Raw genomic sequence first — 24,910 nt, 5'->3', positions numbered from 1 at the left:
GCAGGTTATTTGTGAGGTGTTGAGGACGTCCTCGCCAAGCCGAGCGAGCACTCTAAAGCCCGCTCGTGCAATTGAGCGAATAGGGTGTAAGAGGAGCAGGGTGACCTTAAGGCGCGCTAGCCCGCGCGCCTTAATCAATCCGTCTACATGCCGCCTTGCACGCTCGCCAACCTACAAACTATCTCTCGAGAGAGAACCGTCGACGAGCCTCGAAATGTTCAACGGATTCGCGTTCTTGAGCACATCGGGAAGCAATGCATCGGGGTAATTTTGGAAGCAGACGGGTCTCAGGAAGCGGTCAATGGCCAAGGTGCCAACCGAGGTGCCGCGACTGTCGGAAGTTGCAGGATAAGGGCCACCGTGGACCATTGAATCGCAGACCTCGACACCCGTTGGGTAGCCATTGATAAGGATGCGACCAACCTTCACCTCCAACAAAGCAGTCAACTCTGCGAATTGCGTAAGGTCTTCTGGCTCACCAATCAAGGTTGCGGTCAATTGTCCGTGAAGGGCATTGATGGCAGCGTTGAGTTGCGCCTGGTTAGTGACCTCGATGAAGATCGACGTGGGGCCGAAGATTTCTTCTTGAAGAACCTTGTCGCCGTTAAGCAGCAACTCTACGTCGGCCTTAAACAACTGTGGCTGGGCCTGGTGCCCCTGTTGGTTGCTGCCAGCCAGATGCACGATGCCTGGGTGCGCGTGCAGGTTCTGCAACCCAGAAGCATAGCTACGCAGGGTGCCTGCGTTGAGCATTGTCTGTGCCGGTTGGTCGTTTATCAACGCTGCCACTCTATCCTGAAAGGCACTGAATGCATCCGAGCGAATGCCAACCACCAGTCCTGGATTAGTGCAGAACTGCCCACAACCTTGAACCACCGAGGCGGCAAGATCGTGAGCGATACTGTCGGCCCGACGCGAGAGGGCCTGGGGCAGGATCACCACCGGGTTGATGCTCGACATCTCAGCGAAGACTGGAATGGGTTCGGGGCGAGCGGCGGCCATGTCGCACAATGCTCGACCGCCTTTTAGCGATCCGGTAAAACCAACGCCCTTGATGAGCGGGTGTTTTACCAAGGCTTCGCCTACGCCACTGCCATAGATCATGTTGAAGACACCGGCGGGCATGCCGCTGCGCTCGGCCGCCCGGATAATTGCGTTGGCGACCTGTTCTGCAGTAGCCATGTGGCCGCTGTGGGCTTTGAATATCACCGGACAACCCGCCGCGAGCGCGGAGGCGGTATCGCCGCCGGCCGTGGAGAAGGCCAACGGAAAATTACTGGCACCAAATACAGCAACCGGACCGATGGCGGTGCGGTACTGGCGAAGGTCAGGGCGCGGTAACGGTTTGCGAAGTGGTAACGCTTGGTCGATGCGAGCGCCATAGAAATCACCGCGCCGCAGTACGTTTGCAAACAGGCGCATTTGACCGCTGGTACGTGCGCGTTCGCCCTGGATGCGAGCTACAGGCAATGCTGTTTCACGGCAAACCAGGGCAATAAACTCATCGTCCAAAGCCTCTAGCTCTTCAGCAATAGCATCGAGAAACTCAGCCCGTTTGCTCGCGCTCAGGATGCGGTAGCTGGAAAAAGCGTTGTAGGCTGCATGGGCAGCATCCTCGATTTCTTGCGAGGTCGCCTGGTGGAAGGCATAGGGTAGGGTTTCCCCCGTGCTGGCATCCACACTCTTGACGATGATAGTGCCGGCGGCGCTGCGCTGACCGCCGATAAAATTCTGGCCGGTGATGAGGGACATCGTTGTCTCCAGGTTGAATGTGCAAGAGATAGCTGGGCAAGGCATTCCCAGGACTGAAAATCAGGTGACGGCGCCGATCTGCCAAGGCACGAACTCATTTTGTCCGTATCCGTGTTGTTCGCTCATGCTGCGCTCGCCCGAGGCAATGCGCAGCATGGTTTCAAAGATCGCTGCACCGCACTCTTCGATGGTCAAAGTGTCTTCGGCTATTTCGCCGCAGTTGATGTCCATGTCTTCTCGCTGACGAGCCCACAAGGCGCTATTAGTCGCCAGCTTGATTGATGGGGCAGGGGCACAGCCATAGGCCGATCCGCGCCCGGTGGTAAACGCAATCAGGTTGGCACCACCGGCGACTTGGCCGGTTGCGGAGACGGGGTCATAGCCAGGGGTGTCCATGAAAACCAGCCCGTTGGCAGTGACGGCCTGGGCATATTCGTAGACATCCATCAGGTTGCTCGAGCCAGCCTTTGCCACAGCGCCCAGCGACTTTTCCAGAATGGTGGTCAAGCCACCTGCCTTGTTGCCGGCAGAGGGGTTATTGTTTAACTCGGCTCCCATACGCTCGCAGTAGCGTTCCCACCAATGAATTCGAGCGATGAGTTTTTCGCCGACTTCACGGTTTACAGCCCGCCGTGTCAGTAAGTGTTCGGCACCATAGATTTCAGGGGTTTCAGAAAGAATCGCGGTACCGCCGCAAGCGACCAGACGATCCACCGCGTTGCCCAATGCTGGGTTGGCAGTAATACCGGAGTAGCCATCCGAGCCACCGCACTGAAGCCCTACGGTCAGATGGCGGGCGCTAACCGGTTCACGCTGAATCCGATTGGCCTCGCCAAGCAATTCCGTCACATGACCAATGCCACTGGCGATGGCCTTGGATGTACCGCCACTGTCCTGGATATTGAATGTGCGCAGAGTATTACTACGGGTTAGTCCTTGCGTCGTGAGTAATGAATCGATTTGGTTCGTCTCGCACCCCAAACCGATCACCAACACGGCCGCAAAGTTGGCGTGGGTCGCATATCCGGCCAATGTCCGGCGCAACATGCTCAAGCCGTCGCCCGCAGGGTCAACGGCGCAGCCGGCGGAATGCGTCAGAGCCACAACACCGTCGACGTTTGGAAACGCTTGCAGTGCGGCGGGATTGATGTCTCGACGAAAATGGTCAGCGATAGCCCGCGCGACTGTGGCAGAGCAATTCACTGACGTAAGAATGCCGATGTAGTTGCGCGTCGCGACGCGTCCATCCGGGCGTATGATGCCCATGAATGACGGGGCTTCACTCGGCTTGACGTTGGGTTTCGCATCGACGCTGAAAGCATAATCTCGTGTGAATTCCCCCATGGCCAGGTTATGCACATGGATATGCTCGCCTGCTTCTATGTCGACAACCGCAAAGCCAATGATCTGCCCATAGCGCCTTACCGGTTGACCGGCTTCGATACGCCGGGAGGCCACTTTATGGCCCGCCACAATCGCTTGCCGGATGGTCACGCCTTCCTGCTCTAGGATTTCGCCAGCGAGTAGCGGTCGGCGTGCGATGAGCACATCGTCCAGCGGGTTCAAACGCAGCACAGCTGCTGCGCCGGTTTTCATGATCAGTTCCATCGCATCCTCACGGGCTGCTGGGTGGTGCGCGGTCACTCATAGCGCCGCACTTTTGTGCCGGCACTATAGGATTCATAGAAATGGCTGCCTAATGAGAGCTTTCGATTGCTCGATAACTTTGCCTCATCGACCTTTACTTGGATCGCTGCAGTGCTTCTTCTCTGTAGCCGTTTGCCGCAGTCTGGCGAACTCTAATAAGGTCGCAACAAACATCCGCGTTGGCTCTGACAGGGGCTCATCCTTGCGAGTGATAACTCCGTAATCCTGAGATTCAACTTTGAAGGGCGTATTGAGGATTTGAAGCTGCCCATTTTGCAGTTGCGACTGGACCATGGACTCGGGGAGCATGGCGAGCATTGGCCCGGACTGCAGCAATTGCAGGAAGGTTTGCATCGAAATTGTCTCCACTGTGTTGGTTGGCGGGGCGATCTTGAACATCGCGAAAGCGCGCTCCATGCGTTGTCGGATCGGCGTATTAAAGGGATACATGACCCATGGCCATTCGCTGAGTGCTTCGGTGGGGACCTCTTCAAGTTGGCACAGCGGATGTGTGCTGTTCACGACAAGGCAGAAGGGTTCAGGTCCCAGCGACGTAAATTCGAAAGGCTGACAATCCTCGTCCGTGAAGCGCGCGATGATTAAATCGAGTTTTTTCTGTTCGAGCATTTCCAGCAAGTGGTTGCTGGTTTGTTCGATTACCTCAATAGAAAGGAGGGGGCGCTCACGCTTTATGCTGGCGATCGCTTCCGGCAGCACCACTGATGTTGCGGCGAAAATGGTGCCGATCTTTAAATGGCCATGCCCGCCTTTGCGCAGCTTGTTGACTTGGTCGACGAACGATTCCGTGTCTTCCAAGGTAATACGCGCATAACGGGCCACGAACTCTCCTAGTTCAGTAAGGACCAGGTTGCGCGTTTGACGCTCAAACAGTGGGAAACCCAGGAGTACTTCCAGATCGCGAAGCAATTTACTTATGGCCGGTTGGGTAACATTCATCTGTTCTGCGGTCGTGTGCATATTGCGGGTCTTGGCCAAGCTATTGACCAGTACCAAATGTTTGATCTTCAGCCATCGAGTAACACTGCCAAAAGTAATTTGATCGTTTTCCATCGGATAAGGCCTTGTCTGTCGATAACAAAACAGCATTGATCGGTGAGATTCTTTCATTGGGATTTACGGGGGAGGTCCATTACTTTTACGGCTCTGATGGCTGACTGATCTGGAAGCTCTATGTCGAATCTGAAACTGACGCGCGAAAACACCCTGCCAGTGGATGGCCTGGCCGGAACGCTGATCGGCCGCGCCTGGATCCCGGGTGCGATTGCAGGCCCCTCGCCGGTGCTGCTGCGTGAGGACGGTGTGTTTGACCTTTCTGAAGTCTTTTCGACCATAAGCGAACTGCTGGAGCACACCTCGCCATTGGTGGCGGTTCGTCAAGCGCCTGGCAGGTACATCGGGACTGTCGAGGAGTTGCTTGGGAACACTGGCAGTCATGCCAATCCCGACAAGGCATCTCTGCTGCCCCCAGCAGACCTGCAAGTCATCAAGCCGGCAGGGGTGACGTTCGCGTCCAGCATGATTGAGCGGGTAATCGAGGAGCAGGCCCGAGGTGATGCTGCAAAAGCGGAAAGTGTTCGCCGCTTGGTGCAAGAAGCCATCGGCGATAACTTGCGGGCAATCAAGCCGGGCTCGCCAGCAGCGATGCGCCTTAAAGCTGTGCTGATTAAGCAAGGCATGTGGTCGCAATACCTGGAGGTCGGTATCGGCCCGGACGCGGAGATTTTCACGAAGGCACCGGTTCTGGCCGCCGTGGGCAGTGGCAGCGAAATCGGCATTCATCATAAGTCTGAATGGAACAACCCAGAGCCGGAAATTGTGCTGGCGGTGAACAGTCGAGGCCAAGTGCATGGCGTCACCTTGGGCAATGACGTCAATTTGCGTGATTTCGAAGGCCGCAGCGCACTGCTGCTGAGCAAGGCCAAGGACAACAATGCGTCCTGTGCGATCGGCCCATTTATTCGTCTGTTCGATGAAACGTTTACCCTCGACGACGTGCGCAACTGCGTCGTGGATTTGCAGGTTCAGGGCGGCGACGGCTTCGTCCTTGAAGGCAGCAGTTCCATGGCGTTGATCAGCCGTGATCCATTGGATCTCGTGACCCAGACGGTCGGCGGCGATCACCAATACCCTGATGGCTTCATGCTTTTTCTCGGAACCTTGTTTGCGCCTACCCAGGATCGTGAGGCACCGGGAAGCGGCTTTACGCATAAGCAGGGTGATGAAGTCAGCATTGGGAGCCCGTTGCTGGGCACGTTGCGCAACACAGTCACCTACAGCCATGAGGCTGCGCCCTGGACTTTCGGCTTGCGAGCGATGATGCACAATCTTGCTGCCCGCGGGCTGCTGTAGGTAAGGCAGGTGGGTGAGCTGCATTGGGTGTTCTCCCGCAACGATTGAACAAACACGGGTGCACGTCTATTGATAAAGAGCCGAATCCGAAGGGTCCGGTTTTTTATATCCGCCAGGCGTCTCCCACCTTCTGGAGACCCGGTTGCATGGCTAGCCCTGTCTCGATAAGGCCAACCAGGTACAAGCAGGTTTGACTTATCGGGTGACGCCTGCATACTATTGGAACGTCGTTCCAGTACGAACAATGTTGCTCACATTCACCTCATTGTCAAAGATAAGTCGAGAAAAATATGAGAGTCGTCAAAGGTGCTGTTGACCGTTGCCTGGAGGCTATTGAGCTGCTGGCGCGTGAAGCTCGCTGGATGCGGATGTCCGATATCGCAGCCGAGCTGAGCTTGGAAAAGGGGCCTGCTCATCGAGTGCTTGCTCAGTTAGTCGAGCAAGGGTGGGCAGAACAGGATGAAGCCACCTCGCAATACCGATTGACTCTCAAGCTGGCACTGCTGGGGCAGCGCTATTTACATGGGATTGGCTTGCCTGAGTTGGTCCAGCCGATCCTTGAGCAAGTGGCTGTTCAGTGCCAAGAGTTGGTGCGCCTGACGGTGGTCAACGAGGGTACCTTGTCCTGGCTGTCTTCGGCCCAAGGCGCCGCGCCAGGGCTTATGTATTCGCCAGCCATGGATAAGCCGATCAATCTCTACGCCACCGCCAATGGCAAAGCCTGGCTGGCCTCAATGCCGGATGAACTGGCCATTGAGTATGCGCTGCGTAGCGGACTGGGGAAAGCTGATGCCGGGATGGGGCAGGGGCCGAAAGCGATCAACAGCATTGAAGGCTTGTTGGCCGAGCTGGCGCTGACCCGCAAGCGCGGGTATGGCTTGGTCATTGAAGAAGCCGAGGCGGGTGTCTGGGCGATCGCCGTACCGGTCAAGCTGGTTCCATCTGGCACTGTGGTTGGCACGATGAGTATCGCCGGCCCGGTCTTGCGCATGCAGCCTGAACGTTATGACGAATTGCATGCTCTGCTGGAAGATGCCGCCAACAAGCTGGGGACGGTTTGGCCGCGCCAGAACAGCGTGCATTCGGAGAACGTATGAGCCAGCTCGCACCTGCATGGACCGAGGCGGGGTCAGGGTTGGAAGTCGCTGCTGCCGCTCTGGTCCGTGCACGGCTGGAGGGGGTTCGGCTGGCATCCTTGCCAGGCCCGAGCCTGCCAAGCAGCCTCGCACAAGGTTTTGCCATTCAGCAGCATGTGGGGCCATTGGCTGGAAAAACCGTGGGGGGGTGGAAGTGTGCATTACCCCCGGCTGGCAAGTGGATCGTTGCCCCGATCTACAGCGACAGCATCGTAAAAGGCGAACGTTACCGACTGGCCGCCGACGCCGATAAGGCGCGCATCGAGCCTGAACTGGCGTGCGTCCTGGCCCATGATTTGCCGGCTCGTGTCGAGCCTTATGCAACTGAAGAGATCATTGCTGCGATCAGCGTCGTGCACTTGGCATTGGAAGTGATCGATTGCCGTTACACCGATCCACACACATTGCCGTTCGAGCAATTGCTCGCGGACGGTTTATTCAATCACGGCCTGGTACTCGGGGCGCCAATCACGCTGTCGAACCCTGCCAGCATTCCCTCTGAACTGGATATCACCCTGAGCGATGCAACGGCAGAGCTTGTGAATATCAAGGGCCGCCATCCGGACGGGAATCCGTCGTTGCCGATCGTATGGCTGGCCAATTTTCTGTCTACACAAGGGATAGGGCTGCAAGCAGGGCAGGTGATTATCACCGGGTCCTATGCAGGTGTTCTCGATGTGCCCGTCAACCAGCCACTGCATGTTCAGTTCGGCGAAGCCGGCTCATTGTCTGTCCATTTCTCAACGCTGGAGGAGTAACAAATGCGCTTAGTTCGTTTTGGTTTGCCGGGGCAGGAACAGCCGGGAATTTTGGATTCGCAAGGAATCGTTCGAGACCTCTCGGGCATTGTCGATGACATCGATGCGTCGGCCCTGAGCCCCACAGTGCTTGAAAAACTGCGTGCTGTTGACGTTGAAAAGCTGCCAGTGGTGGCGCCTGGCACACGTCTTGGTCCATGCGTAGGCAACGTACCGAACCTGATTTGCATCGGCCTGAACTACTCCGATCACGCGGCTGAAACGGATACACCTATCCCGAGCCAGCCGGTGGTCTTCAACAAACACACCGCGTCCATCAGCGGCCCCAATGACCCGGTCATTTTACCAACGGGGGCTCAGAAGCTTGATTGGGAAGTTGAACTGGCCATCGTTATCGGTACGCCCGCCTGGCAGATTGATGAGTCGCAGGCATTGAATCACATTGCCGGTTATTGCCTGGCCAATGATGTTTCCGAGCGGGCTTATCAGCTTGAGTACGAAGGTCAGTGGACCAAGGGGAAAAGCGGTTTTTCTTTCGCACCTCTGGGACCTTGGCTGGTCACTCGCGACGAAATTGCCGATCCGCAGGCACTTGACCTCTGGCTCGACGTGAACGGCAAACGTCTCCAGACCGGCAATACCCGTACGATGATTTTCAGCGTTGCACATATTGTCGCGTACCTCAGTCGCTTCATGCCGCTAATGCCGGGTGACGTCATCATTACCGGTACGCCACCAGGTGTAGGGCTCGGGCAGAAACCACCGGTATTTCTCAAGGCGGGTGACACCATGCGTGTCGGTGGCCAAGGGCTGGGTGAGCAATTTCAGACCGTGGTTCCTTACGTTGCTGAAATGGGCGCTGCATGGGTCGCCGGTCGCCATCCCAATGTTGACTGACTATCGCTAGAGGAAAACGCTATGAGCTTTGCAGGAACAGGTGTAGTCGCGATCTGGCATGATCTTTTGCCCGAAGCGCGGAACGAGTTCTATGAGTGGCATAACCGAGAACACATGCCTGAGCGGGCCGGAATTCCGGGCTTTTTACGGGGGCGCCGATACATCGCTCTGGATGCAGGGCCGACCTATTTCAACCTCTATGAGGCTGACACTGTGCAGGTGTTGGGCGGGCAGGATTATTTATCGCGTCTCAACAGTCCGACGGCGTGGACCCAGCAGTCGGTGCAGTCCTATCGCAACGTCGCGCGATCCATTTGCGAGGTCACTTACACCAGCGGTGTGGGGCAGGGCGCGTATTTGTTAACGGTCCGTTTCGATGTCGTCGAAGGGCAGCATAAATCAGTGTCGGACGCATTGCGCCAACGCGTGCTTCCTCCCCTCGCTGATAAACAGGGTATTACGGGCGTGCATTTGTGTGTGGCTGATGAGGCCGTGAGCAGGGTTGAAACCGCAGAGAAAAAGGCCCGCGCCGAAGGGACCCAAATACCAGCCTGGATCGTCATGATCGAAGGGTGTGCGCCCGACTATGTTCGTGACGCTGGCGAGTCTTTTGTAGCGGAGCTGCAACGGCTGCTGGAGGGGCAATCGACGGGACCAGAAACCACGCTTTATCAATTGGAATACACACGTTGTAAAACGCCGGGGAGTGCGGGTTGATCGCCGAGCGTTCGAGTACGTTTTAACTTTCAGTCGTTGTTCTTACGCAATTCCCCACGAGCGTGCCATTACCGGCATTGAGTCAGGCTCGCATCTGCGCACGCTCGGGTTTTGCATAAGTCGATATTAAGCAATTATAAATTTCTCAATAAAGGGCTGTAACAAAACACATAAGTGATCCCTGCAGTCGCTCGGTAGTTAGCTCTTCAAACTGCCTGTGCGTAGGTTTATTAACGTGCTAAAAATCGCCACAAAACAATAATAATTCATTGTGAGAAAACATCATGCGCTACCCTGTTATTTCCCGCAGCGTGCCTGCACATCAATCTCTGATCAGTCTGACTCTTGCGGTCTGCGCGGGTTCGTCAGCGGCTGTTCAAGCCGATCAGAATAGCGGCTTTGTTGATGGCGCTAAGGCCACCCTCAATTTGCGCAACGCTTACATCAATCGCAACTTTATCAACCCGAACGCCGCCCAAGGTAAAGCCGAGGAATGGACCCAGAGTTTCATCCTCGACGCCAAGTCCGGTTTCACCCAAGGCGTGGTCGGTTTCGGCGTGGACGTGCTGGGCCTGTACTCGGTCAAGCTCGATGGCGGTCGTGGCACGGCAGGTACACAACTGCTGCCGGTACACGATGACGGCCGCCCGGCTGATGACTTCGGTCGCCTGGGCGTCGCCCTCAAGGGCAAGGTGTCGAAGACCGAACTGAAGGTCGGTGAGTGGATGCCGGTGCTGCCGATTCTGCGTTCCGACGACGGCCGTTCCCTGCCACAAACCTTCCGTGGCGGCCAGGTGACTTCCACCGAAATCAACGGCCTGAGCCTCTACGGTGGTCAGTTCCGTGGCAACAGCCCGCGCAACGACGCGAGCATGGAAGACATGTCGATGAACGGCCGCGGCGCCTTCACCTCCGACCGTTTCAACTTTGGCGGCGGTGAATATGCCTTCAACGAAAAACGTACTCAGGTCGGCGTCTGGTACGCGGAACTGTCCGACATTTACCAGCAAAAATACTTCAACCTGACCCACAGCCAGCCCATCGGCGACTGGACCCTGGGCGCCAACCTCGGCTACTTCATCGGCAAGGAAGACGGCAGCGCTCTAGCCGGCGACCTGGACAACAAAACCGCGTTCGCCCTGCTCCCGGCCAAATACGGTGGCAATACCTTCTACGTGGGCCTGCAAAAACTCACCGGCGAAAGCGCGTGGATGCGGGTCAACGGCACCAGCGGCGGAACCTTGGCCAACGATAGCTATAACGCCAGTTTTGATAACGCTCAGGAGCGTTCATGGCAGCTACGCCATGACTTTAACTTCGCGGTGCTCGGTGTCCCGGGCCTGACATTAATGAACCGATATATCAGCGGTGATAATGTCCACACAGGTTCGATAACAGATGGCAAAGAATGGGGCCGAGAATCGGAATTGGCCTACGTCGTACAGTCCGGTGCGCTGAAAAATCTCAGCGTTAGATGGCGTAATGCGAGTGTTCGCAGGGATTTCAGCAACAATGAGTTTGATGAAAACCGGATTTTTATTAATTTTCCCATATCGTTATTGTGACGATTATTTCGCACGCCCAATACGCTGGCAGCGTGACTTCTGCGATCGCTTGAACAGTAATAACTTCATCAGGCGGTTGCAGATAAACCCAGCGTCAATTAGGCACTTAATGTGGCGTTGGTAGGTTTACCTCCGCGGCCTCGTCAAACTTCAACCGGGCCGCTTCAACCTCAGGCAATTTGTCGAGTGTCCATTTATGCAATTCGCGAAATGGCTGCTGCAGTGTTCGACCAAGTTGGGTAATCTCATACTGCACTGCCACGGGCGAGAACGAAATGACCTTGCGCGAGACGAGGCCATTTCGTTCCAGCCGTCGCAGGCACTGTGTCAGTGCCTTCTGAGTGACGCCCTCCAGGCGGCGCTTGATGGCATTAAAGCGGTGCGGGCCATCATCAAGCACCGCCAGAACCATCATCGACCACTTATCTGCGATTTGGTCGAACAGCGCCCGGCTTGGGCACTCCGACGAAAAACATTGCGGCTTTAATTCCAGCATCGAAGTTTCCTCATGTATACCTAGGCGACTTTAGGTGCCTAATTGACATCTGGTTTACAAAATATACTTATATGGCTTCCAAAAGCAAATGGAGTCCATCCAATGTCAAACCTTGATACCAGCATCTTATTTCGTCCTTTTTCCATCCGATCGCTTGAACTGAAAAACCGGATTGTCATGTCGCCGATGACGAGGCAATTTTCGCCGGAGGGCATCCCCGGGGAAGGGAGCGCAGCATACTACCGGCGGCGGGCTGAGGGTCGGGTCGGATTGATTTTGTCAGAAGGGACCGTCATCGATCGTCCCGCTTCACGTAACGGTTCCAGCATCCCTTTTTTCCACGGCGAAGCAGCGCTAGCTGGATGGAAGAACGTGATCGATTCTGTTCACAATGCTGGTGGCCGCATGGGGCCGCAACTCTGGCACACCGGTGCAGTGCGTGACGTCAGCGGCTGGGAGCCTGATGCGCCGGTTGAAAGCCCATCTGGCCTCGATTCGCCAAATGACCCGCGCGGTGTGGCGATGAGCGAAGAGGATATTGCAGACGCAGTTGCTGCGTTCGCCAAGGCGGCGGCGGATGCCCAACGCCTGGGCTTCGACACCGTTGAGATCCACGGGGCTCATGGTTATTTGATCGATCAGTTCTTCTGGGCGGGTACCAACCAGCGCACCGATCGTTACGGCGGACCGACGATCAAAGAGCGCTCGCGCTTTGCCGCTGAGATCGTGTCTGCCGTTCGTCATGCGGTCGGGCCCGAATTCCCTATCATCATGCGCGTTAGCCAATGGAAGCAGCAGGACTTTGGAGTGCGCCTCGCCGAGACCCCAGCATTAATGGAAGACTGGCTGCTACCGTTGGTTGAGGCTGGTGTTGATGTTCTGCATTGCTCGCAGCGACGCTTCTGGGACCCTGAGTTTCCCGAAATTGATGGTGAGAACGGGCTGAACTGCGCGGGCTGGGCGAAGAAAGTCACAGGGGCCACAACCATTAGCGTCGGTTCGGTCGGGCTGGATAATGATGTTACTCATGCATTCGCCGGCCAGGGATCAACCCCTGCGAGTCTGGATCGGCTCGTCGAGCGTATGGAACGCGAAGAGTTTGATCTGATCGCAGTAGGGCGTGTTCTGCTGAGTGACAAGGATTGGGTCGCCAAAGTGGAAAAAGGCGATTACGCGGATCTGAAGGGCTTCAATCCGGCATCTTTAGCCGAATTGGTTTGAGCCTTATTGCGGAGTGGAGAGTGTGATGCCAGAAAGGTTTTAGTCTGAAGGAATCAGAGGTTTAGCCTCGGATGCTGCGAGGTGGAGATCGTAATCTGCTGTTGAGTGCGCCATGACTGTTTCAATTGAGCGAACATGTTAAGGCCACTCAACATCCGCGCAAACAGGATTGCGTTGCAGTGTGGCCCGGACAATTACGCGCAGGCTACACAGTGTCGCTAGGTAATGTAGCGTTAGATTCTTCATGGCGCGGGGAGGCTCTGTCGTATGACGGAACTCATGTCGATCAGGGCTGAGTTGCCAGTTTAGTACCTCGGACGCCACTCGGCCACAGCTGCTGTTTTGTGACTGTATATCTTTTTGGTCACAAGTTGTCAGTCCTCGATAGGATGAGTAAGCTGTTCTCATGAATCAGCCATCAATATCTTCATCTTCGCCCAGCCCCCGTGGCCCAGCCGATCACGACATTCGAGACCAGATTGTCGCGGCGGCCAACGAACACTTCAGTCAATACGGCTACGGCAAAACCACGGTTTCCGATCTGGCGAGGGCCATCGGGTTTTCCAAGGCGTACATCTACAAATTTTTTGATTCCAAGCAGGCGATCGGTGAAGCCATCTGCGCAAATTGCCTGGCAGAAATCGTCGCGGCTGTGGAGCAGGCGATCAATGTAGAAGACCTGTCGCCGACGGAGCGCTTTCGACGATTGGTCAAAACTGTGGTCGCCACAGGCGTGAATCTGTTCTTTAACGACCGAAAACTCTATGACATTGCAGCATTTGCGGCGTCGGAAAGCTGGCCCAGTACGCAGGCTTATGACGCACAGATCAAACGCTTCGTGTTGCAAATCGTGCGGGAGGGGCGAGAGATCGGCGAATTTGAACGCAAGACTCCCCTGGACGAAACAGTAGAAGCGATACATCTGGCTTTGCGGCCTTTCGTCAATCCTTTACTCCTGCAGTACAACCTCGATTATGTCGAGGAGGCGCCCACGCTCACCTCCAACCTCATTTTGCGTAGCCTCATGCCTTGACCTTCGGCTAACGGTTTTACGTCATGCCTGTGTAAGCGACAGATCACCAAAACGGCTTTTCATTTTGCCCTTCTTCCAGTCGTCGAAGGGCATTTCATTTATTCGCATTGTGACCATTGACTGAATTGGTCACATGAATAAATATGGTGAGCTGGCGCTTCTACTGCTTCATCTCAGTGATCCCATAGAGTTCAAACAATGAAAAAAATAATGCTCAAGAGCCCATTTGGCCTCGCTGTCGTGCTCGCATCTTCAAATGTGTTTGCAAGCGGTTTCGCTCTCAATGAACAAAGCGTCAGTGGCATGGGATCCGGGTTTGCCGGTCGCTCTTCCTCCGCTGAAGATGCGAGCACGGTCTTTGGTAATCCGGCGGGCATGTCTCGCTTGAAAAGGGAGCAGGTCAGCGTGGGGGCTGCGACTCTTTTCGCTAAGTCCGACATAAGCCAAACCCGCAGTACATTCGGGGGGCAGGAAGACGGTGACATGGTGCCAACCACCACAGTGCCTATGGGTTACTACGTCAAACCCATCGATGAGCATTGGGCATTCGGTGTAGGTTTTTATGTACCTTTCGGTCTGATGACTGACTATGGCAGCGGTTTTGCCGGGCGTTACTACGCCAACAAAAGTGAGGTCACGACCCTTACGTTCCAGCCCACCATCAGCTATGCCTTTAACGACAAAGTTTCGATCGGCTTGGGTCCGACCATCAACCGCATCACCGGTGAGCTGTCCGGGATGGTGCCCAATCCACTTAGCCCAGGTCGCAATGACGGAAAGCTCAAAAGCACGGGCGACGACACGGCCCTCGGTTTCAATGCCGGCATCCTGGTGCAGGCTACAGACCGAACCCGCCTGGGAATGACCTACCATTCCAAGGTCAGTTACCACTTGGACGCCAAGACCAAGGTCACCGACGGCATCTTTAGTGTGTTGGGGGTTAGCGGCCGCAGTTATGACGCTTCGCTGGATGTGGATACCCCAGAGTCAGTGGATTTCTCGATGACTCATCAGCTTAATAACGACTGGACACTCTACTTGGGGAGTACCTGGACACGCTGGAGTCGCTTCAAAGAGTTAACCATCGAGAACACTGGTTTACCCCCTTTGTTGAGCGGCTCGCTGGGCACTATTACCGAAGAACAAAACTGGCATGATACGTGGGCTCACGCTATCGGCACGGCGTACAAATTGAACAGCCAATGGGTACTTCGCGCAGGCTTCTCGGTCGACCAGTCTCCCACCAACAACACCAACCGAGGACCACGTATTCCCACGGGCGACCGGAAGGTTATCAGCTTCGGTGCTGGCTGGACTCCGGCGGACAATGTCACGATCGATGTTGCTTATTCCTACCTATGGGAGGAGAGCGTGCAGATCAACGATGCTTCGGCTACAAGAGGCGCATACAGTGCCAAATATAAGAACAGTGCGAGCGGACTCGGTACGTCTGTCAGTTACCGCTTCTAATTGAGTGCTGTTACACGATAAATGTCCTGTCGGGAGCGCGCGTTGCCTCCCGACCTTTAAGAACATATATCGGGCCTTTCCCCTGAGGTAAAAGACCTCTTTGTCGCCCCCCTCAGACTCCCATCACCTGCGCCATAAGGCCCTGATGAAACCGACGAGGCGTGGCCCAAGTCAAGACAGTAATGGCCTTGTTGCCAAAACCCGGCACCACACTCATGCGTCCGGCTTGCAGCGCACGGATTCCTGCACGCACGACGGGTTGAGGCTGCATCATCACCATTTTTAAGGCCGGTGTGATCCGTTGCTTGGCGCTTTCTGCAAATCCGGTGTCCGACATCCCTGGGCAAAGTGCGGTAACGACGACACCATCATTTTTCAGTTCGCGATGAAGCGCATCAGAGAAGCGAAGAACATAGGCTTTCGCGGCAGAGTAAACAGCGAAATTCTTCACGCCCTGGAAGGACAGCAAGCTGGCGACCATCAGGATGTGGCCACGTTTGCGGGCTCGCATGTCGGCCGCGAAAAGGCGTGTCAGGGCTGTCAGGCCGGCGATATCCAAATCAATCATGGTCAGGGACTGATCCAGAGGTTGATCCAGGAAAGGCCCCTGCAATCCATGACCCGCATTGTTGATGAGCACATCGATCACTATATTGCGTTCGCTGAGTCGCTCATGCAGTTCGATGATCGCCGGGATCGAGGACAGGTCTACTTGTTCGACGATCACATCAACGCCGAAGCGTTCGCGCAGCTGCGCCGATAGCGCTTCGAGCTTACTCAGCCTTCTTGCTACCAGAACGAGCGATTTTCCCTGCGCTGCATATTGCCGGGCAAACTCCTCGCCAAATCCGCTTGATGCTCCGGTGATGAGCACCCAGGAATTCTCGTTCGATTTCATTTCGCTGTACTCCGGTTGGTTTCTATTGAGCAATTGGTTGCTGATCGCGTCAGTCGGTGAGCGAAACCCGCTCTCGGATTGGGTAGTAGCTGAAAGAGAAGGGGAGGTGCGTGCATCAAGTTCTACGTCACCTGGTTAAATCATCGTGTCGCAACAGGCTGGGCTTCAGGAGGTTGCCAGCCACCACCTAGCGCCTTGAATGCCGCAACCGCCGCCCGTGCCGATTCCGTTCGCGCTTGTGCCCGAGCATCGGAAGCCTGCAGCATCGTCTCGTCGGCGTGCAGGACGTCGATCAGGCTGGCCGTGCCTTTCTCATAGGCAATGAACGACGATTGGCGAGCCTGTGTCAGAGACGCCTCACCCCCGGTGAGGGTGGTTGCTTGAGCCTCCCGATTCACCAGTGCGGAGAACGCGTTTTCTACATCCTCGGTGGCGCGCAGCACGGACTGACGGTAAGCGGCCAGGGTTTCGGCTTCCTGTCCCTTGGCTTGGTCGATTTGAGCGTTTATGCGACCAAAATCGAAGAGCCTCCAGTGCAGGCCCAGTACGCCCGCTGACTGGCTGGCGCCGCTGGTGAAAAGATTGCCTGCGGATACAGCCGTAGCACTACCCAGCAATGCGCTGAGGGAGAATTTCGGGTAGTACTCAGCAATCGCCTCCCCGATGCGTGCGTTTGAAGCCGCAAGACGGCGCTCAGCCACAATGAGGTCTGGCCTGCGGCGCAGCAAATCGGCCGGCGTCCCCATCGTCTTTAACTGCGGCGCTACAGGAATGCTCCCCGCACTTGCCAGTTGTGTGCGGTGAGTGCCTGGCGGCGTGCCGAGCATTACATCCAGCGCATTCATGGCAGCATCCAGACCGGTCTGCAGGACCGGCACTGTCGCCTGGACCTGCGATAGCGCCCCCTCGGTCTGGCGAACCTGATAATTGGCGGCGAGCCCCTTGCTGTAGAGCAACTGGACTTTCTCTAGTAGCTCCTGCTGTGTTTTGACTTGTCGGTTCGCAATGTCCAGCCGGGCCTGTAGTCCGCGGATAGTGATGTAGATATCGGCGGTCTGTGCAGCGATGGCCAATCGTGTGGCAGCGACGCCGGCCTGGGAAGCCTGGTACTCGGCCAGAGCAGCCTCGCGTCCGTGGCGCAATCCGCCAAAGACATCTACCTCCCAGCTGGCATCGAGGTTGGCCTCGTAGGAGCTTCCGTACCGATCATAGCCAGGCGTTGAGTTCAACACCTGGCCGAGCGGCGTCTCGATTGACTGGTAGGAGCGCGCGGCCTGTCCGGTGATGTTCCCTGAGGGCAGTAAAGCGGCATTTGCGGCGCCCAGTCCTGCCCGTGCCTGCGTGACTCGCGCCGACGCCTGCGCCAGATCCAGGTTCTGCTCAAGTGCCTTGGAGACGAAGTCGGCTAACAGTGGATCACCAAAACCTTCCCACCAGGCGACAAGACTGGCCGGCGTCGCCCCAGGCCTCTGTTCGACAGAAGACTGCCCCAAGTAATGGTCCGACAGTGGGGCGTCCGGACGGTGATAGTCCGGACCGACCGCGCAACCTGTCATCAAGCTGGCACTCACCAAGAGAGCAATGGGGCGGAGGGGAGGCATTGAGGTACCTTCAATCGAGGATGTTTGTGACCATATTACGTTATGGTCACTTTCTGTCAATCGACGCTCTTTGGGCTATGTTCGAAATTGGCTCAATACGTGCGGCGGTTCTGTTGCTTAGGCCGAGGGGCTTGGCATTTCACAATGTGTGACCATTGACAGTAATGGTCACTAGGCTGAGAATGTGGCGCCTGTCCTATTTTTTAAGTAAGGGAACCTATGCGCCGGCTTCGATCTGTCCCCATTGCCGCTTGCTTGTTGCCTCTCGTCCTGACGGCGTGTGGCGACTCATCCACCGTTGAAGATCCACGCACGCAGGCCCCTCTGGTGAGGTCCTCTGCGGTTCAGGGTTCGTCCGACGTCTCGCGTTCTTTCACGGGCGTCGTGGCTGCCCGCGTCCAGGGCGACCTGGGCTTCCGGGTGTCAGGCAAGATACTTGAGCGTCTGGTTGACACCGGCCAGACCGTTAAACGTGGGCAGCCACTCATGCGCCTTGACCCAATCGACCTGGGGTTGCAGGCGCGAGCACAGCAAGAGTCGGTCATCGCCGCTCGGGCCCGTGCTAAGCAGACTGCAGATGACGAGGCGCGATATCGCGACCTGGTCGCCGCAGGTGCTATTTCTGCATCGACCTATGACCAGATCAAAGCCGCAGCGGATACCGCAAAGGCGCAGCTCAGCGCTGCTGAAGCGCAGGCTGATGTAGCCCGCAATGCTTCTGGTTATGCGGTGCTGTTTGCGGATTCCGACGGCGTAGTGGTAGAGACGCTCGCCGAGCCCGGACAAGTTGTCAGCCCGGGACAGCCCGTAGTTCGACTGGCGCGGGCAGGGCAGCGCGAAGCCATCGTGCACCTGCCCGAGACGTTGCGCCCCGCAGCAGGATCCACCGCGCAGGCGACGCTTTATGGCAATACCACGGGTGCTGTTACGGCGAAGCTGAGGCTGCTTTCTGACTCGGCCGACCGTATGACGCGTACCTTCGAGGCGCGTTATGTGCTTGAGGGCGCGCTGGCCAATGCACCGATAGGTTCGACCGTCACGCTTCGGATCGCTGAAAGCACCACGCAAGGGCAGGGGCTGCAAGTACCGATCGCTGCCGTTTATGACCCAGGCCAAGGCACTGGCGTGTGGGTCATCGCCGGTACACCGGCGAAAGTGACTTGGCGATCTGTTCAGGTCCTGGGCTTGAGCGACGACGCAGCGCGAGTCGCAGGCGATCTCAAGGTCGGCGAGCAGATCGTAGCGTTAGGCGCGCATCTGCTGCGCGATGGTGAGGAGGTAAGACTGGCTCAACCGGGTGACGTCAAGGTTGCCGGGAGTCATCCATGAGCGAGGGTCGTTTCAACCTGTCGGCGATCGCCGTTCGCGAGCGCTCCATCACGGTGTTTTTGATCTTCCTGATTGCTGTTGCGGGCATCCTGTCGTTCTTCCAGTTGGGACGCGCGGAGGATCCTCCATTTACGGTCAAGCAGTTGACTGTCATCACCGCGTGGCCGGGTGCTACTGCGCAGGAGATGCAGGATCAGGTAGCAGAGCCACTTGAAAAACGCCTGCAAGAACTGAAATGGTACGACCGCACGGAAACCTACACCCGTCCTGGCCTCGCCTTCACGATGGTGTCACTGCGCGATAGCACGCCGCCCGCGCAAGTGCAGGAGGAGTTCTATCAGGCGCGTAAAAAGCTCGACGATGAGGCCAGGAAGCTGCCGGCGGGTGTCATCGGGCCAATGGTCAACGACGAGTTTTCGGACGTGACATTTGCACTGTTCGCCCTGAAAGCCAAAGGCGAACCGCAGCGACTGTTGGTACGTGATGCAGAGTCGTTGCGCCAACAGCTGTTGCATGTGCCGGGCGTGAAGAAGGTCAACATTATTGGGGAGCAACCCGAGCGCATCTTTGTTTCCTTTTCCCATGATCGGCTGGCCACCTTGGGCGTATCGCCCCAGGACATCTTTGCCGCGCTGAATAATCAGAACGTGCTCACGCCTGCCGGTTCGATCGAAAGCGACGGGCCGCAGGTCTTTCTTCGGCTGGATGGCGCCTTCGATAAGGTGCAGAAGATTCGTGACACACCCATTGCGGTTCAGGGGCGGACGCTGAAGCTCTCGGACGTGGCGACGATCGAACGTGGTTATGAAGATCCGGCAACCTTTCTCGTGCGTAATAACGGTGAAGAGGCCTTGTTGCTGGGGATCGTGATGCGTGAGGGTTGGAACGGTCTTGACCTCGGCAAGGCGTTGGACGCGGAGACGGTCAAGATCAATGAAGGTATGCCGTTGGGCATGACGCTCTCCAAGGTCACCGATCAATCTGTAAATATCAGTTCGGCCGTCGGCGAGTTCATGGTCAAATTTTTCGTCGCGCTGCTTGTGGTGATGCTTGTCTGCTTTCTCAGCATGGGCTGGCGGGTAGGCGTTGTGGTCGCTGCGGCTGTACCGTTGACGTTGGCTGTGGTGTTTGTGGTGATGGCGGCCACTGGAAAGAACTTTGACCGTATCACCCTTGGCTCGTTGATTCTGGCGCTCGGACTGTTGGTGGACGACGCCATCATTGCTATCGAAATGATGGTGGTGAAAATGGAGGAGGGCTACGACCGCATCAAAGCTTCCGCGTACGCCTGGAGTCATACGGCCGCACCGATGCTTTCCGGTACGCTGGTGACGGCTATCGGCTTCATGCCCAACGGCTTCGCGCAGTCGACAGCCGGCGAGTACACCAGCAACATGTTCTGGATCGTGGGCATTGCCCTGATTGCCTCCTGGGTGGTTGCGGTAGCTTTTACCCCGTACCTGGGTGTGAAGATGTTGCCGAACATCAAGAAGGTCGAGGGTGGTCACGCGGCCATCTACAACACCCCTAACTACAACCGCTTCCGCCAGGTTTTGACGCGAGTCATTGCTCGCAAATGGCTGGTGGCCGGTAGTGTTATCGCAATGTTTGGCGTGGCGATTCTCGGCATGAGCCTGGTCAAAAAACAGTTCTTCCCTACCTCGGACCGTCCAGAGGTATTGATTGAAGTGCAAATGCCCTATGGAACCTCCATTGAGCAGACCAGTGCGACCACCGCCAAGATAGAGACCTGGCTGCAAAAGCAGGGTGAGGCAAAAATCGTCACGGCCTATATCGGGCAAGGCGCGCCGCGTTTCTATCTGGCGATGGCGCCGGAACTCCCTGATCCATCGTTCGCGAAAATTGTGGTGCTGACGGACAGCCAGGAGGAGCGCGAGGCCCTCAAGTTCCGTCTCCGCGAGGCCGCTGCTGAGGGACTTGCCCCAGAAGCGCGTGTCAGGGTGACTCAGCTTGTATTTGGTCCGTATTCTCCGTTCCCTGTTGCCTATCGGGTGATGGGGCCTGATCCGTCAAAGTTGCGCGAGATCGCGGGCCAGGTACAGGACGTGATGCAGTCGAGCCCGATGATGAGAACCGTCAACACTGACTGGGGGCCACTGACGCCGACGCTGCATTTCGCTCTGGATCAGGATCGCTTGGAGGCGGTGGGGTTGACGTCAAACTCAGTCGCGCAGCAACTGCAGTTCCTGTTGGCCGGAGTACCGATCACCGCAGTTCGTGAGGACATTCGCTCGGTGCAGGTGGTTGGTCGCGCAGCGGGTGATATCCGGCTCGATCCCGCCAAGATAGAAGGCTTTACGCTGGTGGGCTCGGCGGGTCAGCGGATTCCGCTGTCCCAGGTGGGAGAGGTCGATGTGCGTATGGAGGATCCGATCCTCCGACGTCGTGACCGCACGCCGACCATTACCGTGCGCGGCGACATTGCCGAAGGCTTGCAGCCACCGGACGTCTCGAGCGTGATCATGAAGGAGCTGCAACCGGTCATCGACCAGTTGCCTGACGGGTACCGGATCGAGCAGGCGGGTGCAATCGAGGAGTCGGGCAAAGCCGGTAAAGCGATGTTGCCGCTGTTCCCGATCATGATTGCCATGACGCTGCTGATCATTATTCTGCAGGTACGTTCGATCTCGGCGATGGTCATGGTGTTCCTCACCTCGCCACTGGGGTTGATTGGTGTGGTGCCGACACTGCTTATCTTCCAGCAGCCGTTTGGTATCAACGCTCTGGTCGGTCTAATCGCCCTTTCAGGCATTTTGATGCGCAATACGCTGATTCTGATTGGGCAAATCCATCACAACGCGCAAGAAGGGCTGGATCCGTTTCACGCGGTGGTCGAAGCCACGGTCCAACGTGCCCGCCCGGTACTGCTGACAGCGCTGGCGGCAATCCTGGCGTTCATTCCCCTGACACACTCCGTCTTCTGGGGGACGTTGGCCTACACGCTGATCGGAGGCACGTTCGTCGGAACCATCATGACGCTGGTATTCCTGCCAGCGATGTACTCCATCTGGTTCAAGATCCGTCCTGACCATACGGGGAAAACTGAACCAGCTAATAAGCAAGCAAGCCTGGTGGATAGGACGCCACCTCGTCCTCTCGACGTTCACCAAACCACAGAGCTTTAGCCGTAGGCCATAGCGTGCTGCTTTTAGTGGGCGTCGACTGAAAAATGAAGAGGGTTCAATGATTAATCTCGAAGGTCAAAAGCGAATCGTAGTCACGGGAGCAGGAATTGTCGGACCTCTGGAGTGGAAGAGGTCTGGCAGAGATTGCTGGCGGGGCGTTCTGGCATCCGTAATCTGCCCGACGATCTTGCTGAGGGTACAGGCGTTGCAGTAGGCGGCCAGGTGCCGTCCCTAGAAGATGATGCTATCGCGGGTTACGACCCTGAGCGCATCATTTCGGCCAAGGATCGCAAGAAGATGGATCGCTTTATCGAGTTTGCACTTGTGGCTGCGCACGAAGCTCTGGAGCAGGCGGGTTGGCATCCGACTGATGTCGCAGACCAGGAGCGGACAGCCACGATCATTGCATCGGGCGTAGGTGGGTTTGGCGCGATTGCCGACGCTGTGCGCACCACCGATGCGCGTGGTCCTCGCAGATTGTCGCCTTTCACTGCGCCGTCTTTTCTCGCCAACATGGCGGCCGGGCACGTATCCATTCGGCACGGTTTCAAAGGGCCTCTCGGCGCACCGATAACCGCTTGTGCTGCAGGGGTTCAGGCCATCGGCGATGCGGCCAGGCTCATCAGAAGTGGTGAGGCGGACATCGCCATATGCGGCGGTACCGAAGCTGCGATAGACCGTGTGACCCTGGGTTGTTTTGCTGCGGCCCGCGCGCTATCCACTGGTTTTGCCGAGCGTCCGCAGGAGGCATCACGTCCCTTTGATCGCGATCGTGACGGCTTCGTTATGTCTGAGGGGGCCGGGTTGCTTGTAATCGAGTCGCTGGAGCATGCCCTCTCACGTGGAGCCAAACCCTTGGCGGAACTGGTCGGCTATGGCACCAGCGCCGATGCCTATCACCTGACGGCAGGTCCGGAAGATGGCAGCGGCGCACGGCGCGCCATGGAGCAAGCACTGCGGCAGGCCGCTGTCAGTCCTGCGGACGTGCAACACATTAATGCGCATGCGACCTCCACTCCGGTTGGCAACAAAGGAGAGCTGGCGGCAATTCGTTCGGTGTTCGGGAGTGACTCTGGCGTGGCTATCAGCTCGACTAAGTCCGCCACAGGGCATCTTCTTGGAGCGGCCGGAGGCATTGAAGCCATCTTCACGGTATTGGCGCTTCGTGACCAGGTCGTGCCTCCCACGCTGAACCTGGTTAATCCCGATGAGGCGGCCGGCGGGCTCGATCTGGTCGGCTTGAAGTCCCGCACGATGTTGATAACGCACGCGCTCTCATATGGGTTCGGATTTGGTGGAGTTAACGCCAGCGTACTGTTCCGCCGCTGGGAACCTAAGTCTTGAGTGTGGCGCGTCTTCCACAGCTATCTGCAAGTTTTGAATGGCCGGTTGAATCCACAGCCGATTACTGCCCGTCGCATCCGGTAATTAACGGATAAAAACCAGCAGTCGAATGTGCCCGGAGAAACCCACGGCGATTCAAGGCAAACACCTTGCGGTACGTTTTATGGATGACCGCCAAACCATGGAGGTCGGAATGAGCCACCTCCCGACCTCCATGCGTCGCGCCTTTTTTCGCCCGAAGATTACTCCGCCGACGTTTGCAGTACCTCAACCCATAACGCACCTTTGCCCGATGCCGCTTCACCGACACGTTTCAAGGCGCCGTTGTTGCTGACCGCGTAAGTGCCGACTTTTTGGCTTTTCTCGCCAGTTACCAGCAACCAGCGCCCGTTGGGTGAAAAAGCGATATTGCGTGGCTGCTTCTCTTCCACCGGATAGTTCTCGAGAAAGCTCAAGCCGCCTGTCGAAGGGTTCACCGCGAATGCTGATACCGAACTGCTGGTGCGCTCGGTCATCAACAGTAGCGTGCCATCGGGCGAGATCCGCAGGTCCGCCGCCCAGATACGTGGTGTGGGGTCATCCTTCAAGTCGTTGTTACGGGAATCACGCACTTCGCCGTGAGCCAGTTTCAAACGCTCGGGAATGCCACTGGCAACGGCAATCTGAGTCAATGCGCCGGTGCTGTCATTGATTGAAAACGCTGTGACCGTGCCGCTCATTTCACCGACCACATACAGGTATTTTCCATTCGGGGAAAAGGCCAGGTGCCGAGGCCCGGTATTTTCCGGGACACTGACGTGGCCGTTGCCAATAGGGGAGAGCGCGCCGGTTTTGGCATCAAGGCGATATTGCAGCACCTGGTCCGCGCCAAGATTGCCCACGTAGGCAAAACGGTTGCTCGGGTCAGTACGAACCGAATGCGCATGCGGGCCTGTCTTGTAGCTCAGGATGCTGGCAGAAGGCTGATAGGCCTTGTCGATGGCCTGAACGCTGACGGTGTCGGCACCATAGGATGCGCCGAGCAGATAGCGTCCTTTTCTATCGGTAGACAGGTAAGCCATGCTTTCTGCCAGGGGCGCTTTGGACAGAGGAGTCAGATGTCCGCTCTTGGGATCTATGCTGTAGCCCAGCACCTGAAACGGCTTGACCCGCAAGGCGGCAAACAACACTTTGCTGTCAGGGGTGATGGCCATGGGGTTGACCTGATCACCGGCGTTGACCTGTTCAATCAGGCTCAACGCGCCGTTGTTCTGGTCAAGGCGATACTGGGAAATCAGACCGTCTCCCGGGCTCGATATATAGGCAAAAGTGGCGGCATTGGCTTGCAGGCTGAGGCCGTAGACAACGGCAGCGGCAGCGGCCAAGAGAAGGGGTTTATTCACGGGTGATCCTTTATTTTTATGGCGTGGTCGGTCATCCTATGACTGTGCTTACGCCACATCAATCGCTGTTTTTCTCAAATTGGAAAGATGCGTCGTGGCCAAGGCGCAGTGTTTGCTTGACCTTGGTCCGGTTCGGTGCTATTCACGC

18 protein-coding genes and 1 pseudogene are annotated in these 24,910 nt (G+C 56.8%); 12 read left to right on the top strand and 7 right to left on the bottom strand.

The features are described from left to right. Window positions 1-171: 171 nt before the first annotated feature. The 3 genes from PSH65_RS16655 to PSH65_RS16645 form a co-directional block, all read right to left on the bottom strand. On the bottom strand, window positions 172-1,752 hold the full coding sequence (locus PSH65_RS16655) for an aldehyde dehydrogenase (NADP(+)) (RefSeq protein WP_305421345.1): 1,581 nt from the start codon (window positions 1,750-1,752) through the stop codon (window positions 172-174). Window positions 1,753-1,812: 60 nt separating this feature from the next. Then, window positions 1,813-3,360, bottom strand: a complete 1,548-nt coding sequence (locus PSH65_RS16650; RefSeq protein WP_305421344.1) for a UxaA family hydrolase — start codon at window positions 3,358-3,360, stop codon at window positions 1,813-1,815. Between the two features lie 123 nt (window positions 3,361-3,483). Then, the gene (locus PSH65_RS16645) at window positions 3,484-4,470 is read right to left on the bottom strand and encodes a LysR family transcriptional regulator (protein WP_305421343.1); all 987 of its coding nucleotides are present in this window, start codon (window positions 4,468-4,470) and stop codon (window positions 3,484-3,486) included. A 120-nt stretch (window positions 4,471-4,590) separates the two neighbouring features. Between PSH65_RS16645 and PSH65_RS16640 the strand changes: the two genes are divergently transcribed. The 6 genes from PSH65_RS16640 to PSH65_RS16615 all read left to right on the top strand — a co-directional run bounded on the left by PSH65_RS16640 (window position 4,591) and on the right by PSH65_RS16615 (window position 10,842). Continuing rightward, entirely contained in the window at window positions 4,591-5,769 is a 1,179-nt protein-coding gene (locus tag PSH65_RS16640; protein WP_305421341.1) for a fumarylacetoacetate hydrolase family protein, read from the top strand. 290 nt (window positions 5,770-6,059) lie between these two features. Beyond that, window positions 6,060-6,866, top strand: coding sequence for an IclR family transcriptional regulator (locus PSH65_RS16635; RefSeq protein ID WP_305421339.1), 807 nt, complete (start codon window positions 6,060-6,062; stop codon window positions 6,864-6,866). After that, a complete protein-coding gene (locus PSH65_RS16630; protein WP_305421337.1) occupies window positions 6,863-7,663 on the top strand; it encodes a fumarylacetoacetate hydrolase family protein in 801 nt (266 codons plus the stop codon). Before PSH65_RS16635 ends, PSH65_RS16630 begins: the two co-directional genes overlap by 4 nt. Before the next feature lie 3 nt (window positions 7,664-7,666). Continuing rightward, a complete protein-coding gene (locus PSH65_RS16625; protein WP_305421335.1) occupies window positions 7,667-8,560 on the top strand; it encodes a fumarylacetoacetate hydrolase family protein in 894 nt (297 codons plus the stop codon). A 21-nt stretch (window positions 8,561-8,581) separates the two neighbouring features. Beyond that, the gene (locus PSH65_RS16620) at window positions 8,582-9,277 is read left to right on the top strand and encodes a DUF4286 family protein (RefSeq protein WP_305421333.1); all 696 of its coding nucleotides are present in this window, start codon (window positions 8,582-8,584) and stop codon (window positions 9,275-9,277) included. A gap of 284 nt (window positions 9,278-9,561) precedes the next feature. Then, window positions 9,562-10,842, top strand: coding sequence for an OprD family porin (locus PSH65_RS16615; RefSeq protein WP_305421331.1), 1,281 nt, complete (start codon window positions 9,562-9,564; stop codon window positions 10,840-10,842). A gap of 106 nt (window positions 10,843-10,948) precedes the next feature. Here the strand turns inward: PSH65_RS16615 and PSH65_RS16610 are convergent, their stop codons facing one another. After that, window positions 10,949-11,338 (bottom strand): helix-turn-helix domain-containing protein, encoded by a 390-nt coding sequence (locus PSH65_RS16610; RefSeq protein WP_160892790.1) that lies wholly within the window; start codon window positions 11,336-11,338, stop codon window positions 10,949-10,951. 102 nt (window positions 11,339-11,440) lie between these two features. Between PSH65_RS16610 and PSH65_RS16605 the strand changes: the two genes are divergently transcribed. From PSH65_RS16605 to PSH65_RS16595, 3 genes are all read left to right on the top strand, one after another. Next, the gene (locus PSH65_RS16605; protein ID WP_305421327.1) at window positions 11,441-12,559 is read left to right on the top strand and encodes an NADH:flavin oxidoreductase; all 1,119 of its coding nucleotides are present in this window, start codon (window positions 11,441-11,443) and stop codon (window positions 12,557-12,559) included. A gap of 406 nt (window positions 12,560-12,965) precedes the next feature. Next, window positions 12,966-13,592: a TetR/AcrR family transcriptional regulator gene (locus PSH65_RS16600; RefSeq protein ID WP_305421325.1), complete on the top strand. Its 627-nt coding sequence runs from the start codon at window positions 12,966-12,968 to the stop codon at window positions 13,590-13,592. Between the two features lie 198 nt (window positions 13,593-13,790). After that, a complete protein-coding gene (locus PSH65_RS16595; protein ID WP_305421323.1) occupies window positions 13,791-15,062 on the top strand; it encodes an OmpP1/FadL family transporter in 1,272 nt (423 codons plus the stop codon). A gap of 112 nt (window positions 15,063-15,174) precedes the next feature. Here PSH65_RS16595 and PSH65_RS16590 read toward each other — a convergent pair whose 3' ends face one another. After that, window positions 15,175-15,960, bottom strand: coding sequence for an SDR family oxidoreductase (locus PSH65_RS16590; RefSeq protein WP_305421321.1), 786 nt, complete (start codon window positions 15,958-15,960; stop codon window positions 15,175-15,177). Between the two features lie 140 nt (window positions 15,961-16,100). Further along, complete coding sequence (locus tag PSH65_RS16585; RefSeq protein WP_305421319.1) at window positions 16,101-17,561, bottom strand: efflux transporter outer membrane subunit; 1,461 nt, start codon at window positions 17,559-17,561, stop codon at window positions 16,101-16,103. Window positions 17,562-17,780: 219 nt separating this feature from the next. Here PSH65_RS16585 and PSH65_RS16580 point away from each other — a divergent pair, with 219 nt between their 5' ends. The 3 genes and pseudogenes from PSH65_RS16580 to fabF all read left to right on the top strand — a co-directional run bounded on the left by PSH65_RS16580 (window position 17,781) and on the right by fabF (window position 23,380). Beyond that, entirely contained in the window at window positions 17,781-18,890 is a 1,110-nt protein-coding gene (locus PSH65_RS16580; RefSeq protein WP_305421317.1) for an efflux RND transporter periplasmic adaptor subunit, read from the top strand. After that, window positions 18,887-22,036: an efflux RND transporter permease subunit gene (locus PSH65_RS16575; protein WP_305421315.1), complete on the top strand. Its 3,150-nt coding sequence runs from the start codon at window positions 18,887-18,889 to the stop codon at window positions 22,034-22,036. The genes PSH65_RS16580 and PSH65_RS16575 overlap by 4 nt, the downstream gene beginning before the upstream one ends. Before the next feature lie 58 nt (window positions 22,037-22,094). Further along, window positions 22,095-23,380 (top strand): annotated as a pseudogene (gene fabF / locus PSH65_RS16570) (beta-ketoacyl-ACP synthase II). A 242-nt stretch (window positions 23,381-23,622) separates the two neighbouring features. Here the strand turns inward: fabF and PSH65_RS16565 are convergent. Further along, complete coding sequence (locus PSH65_RS16565; protein ID WP_305421313.1) at window positions 23,623-24,762, bottom strand: lactonase family protein; 1,140 nt, start codon at window positions 24,760-24,762, stop codon at window positions 23,623-23,625. Window positions 24,763-24,910: the final 148 nt, after the last annotated feature.

This window comes from Pseudomonas sp. FP603 (assembly GCF_030687415.1).
GTDB lineage: Bacteria > Pseudomonadota > Gammaproteobacteria > Pseudomonadales > Pseudomonadaceae > Aquipseudomonas > Aquipseudomonas wuhanensis.
Note: the sequence above shows the minus strand (reverse complement) of the source record. Positions and strands in the feature narration are given on the sequence as shown.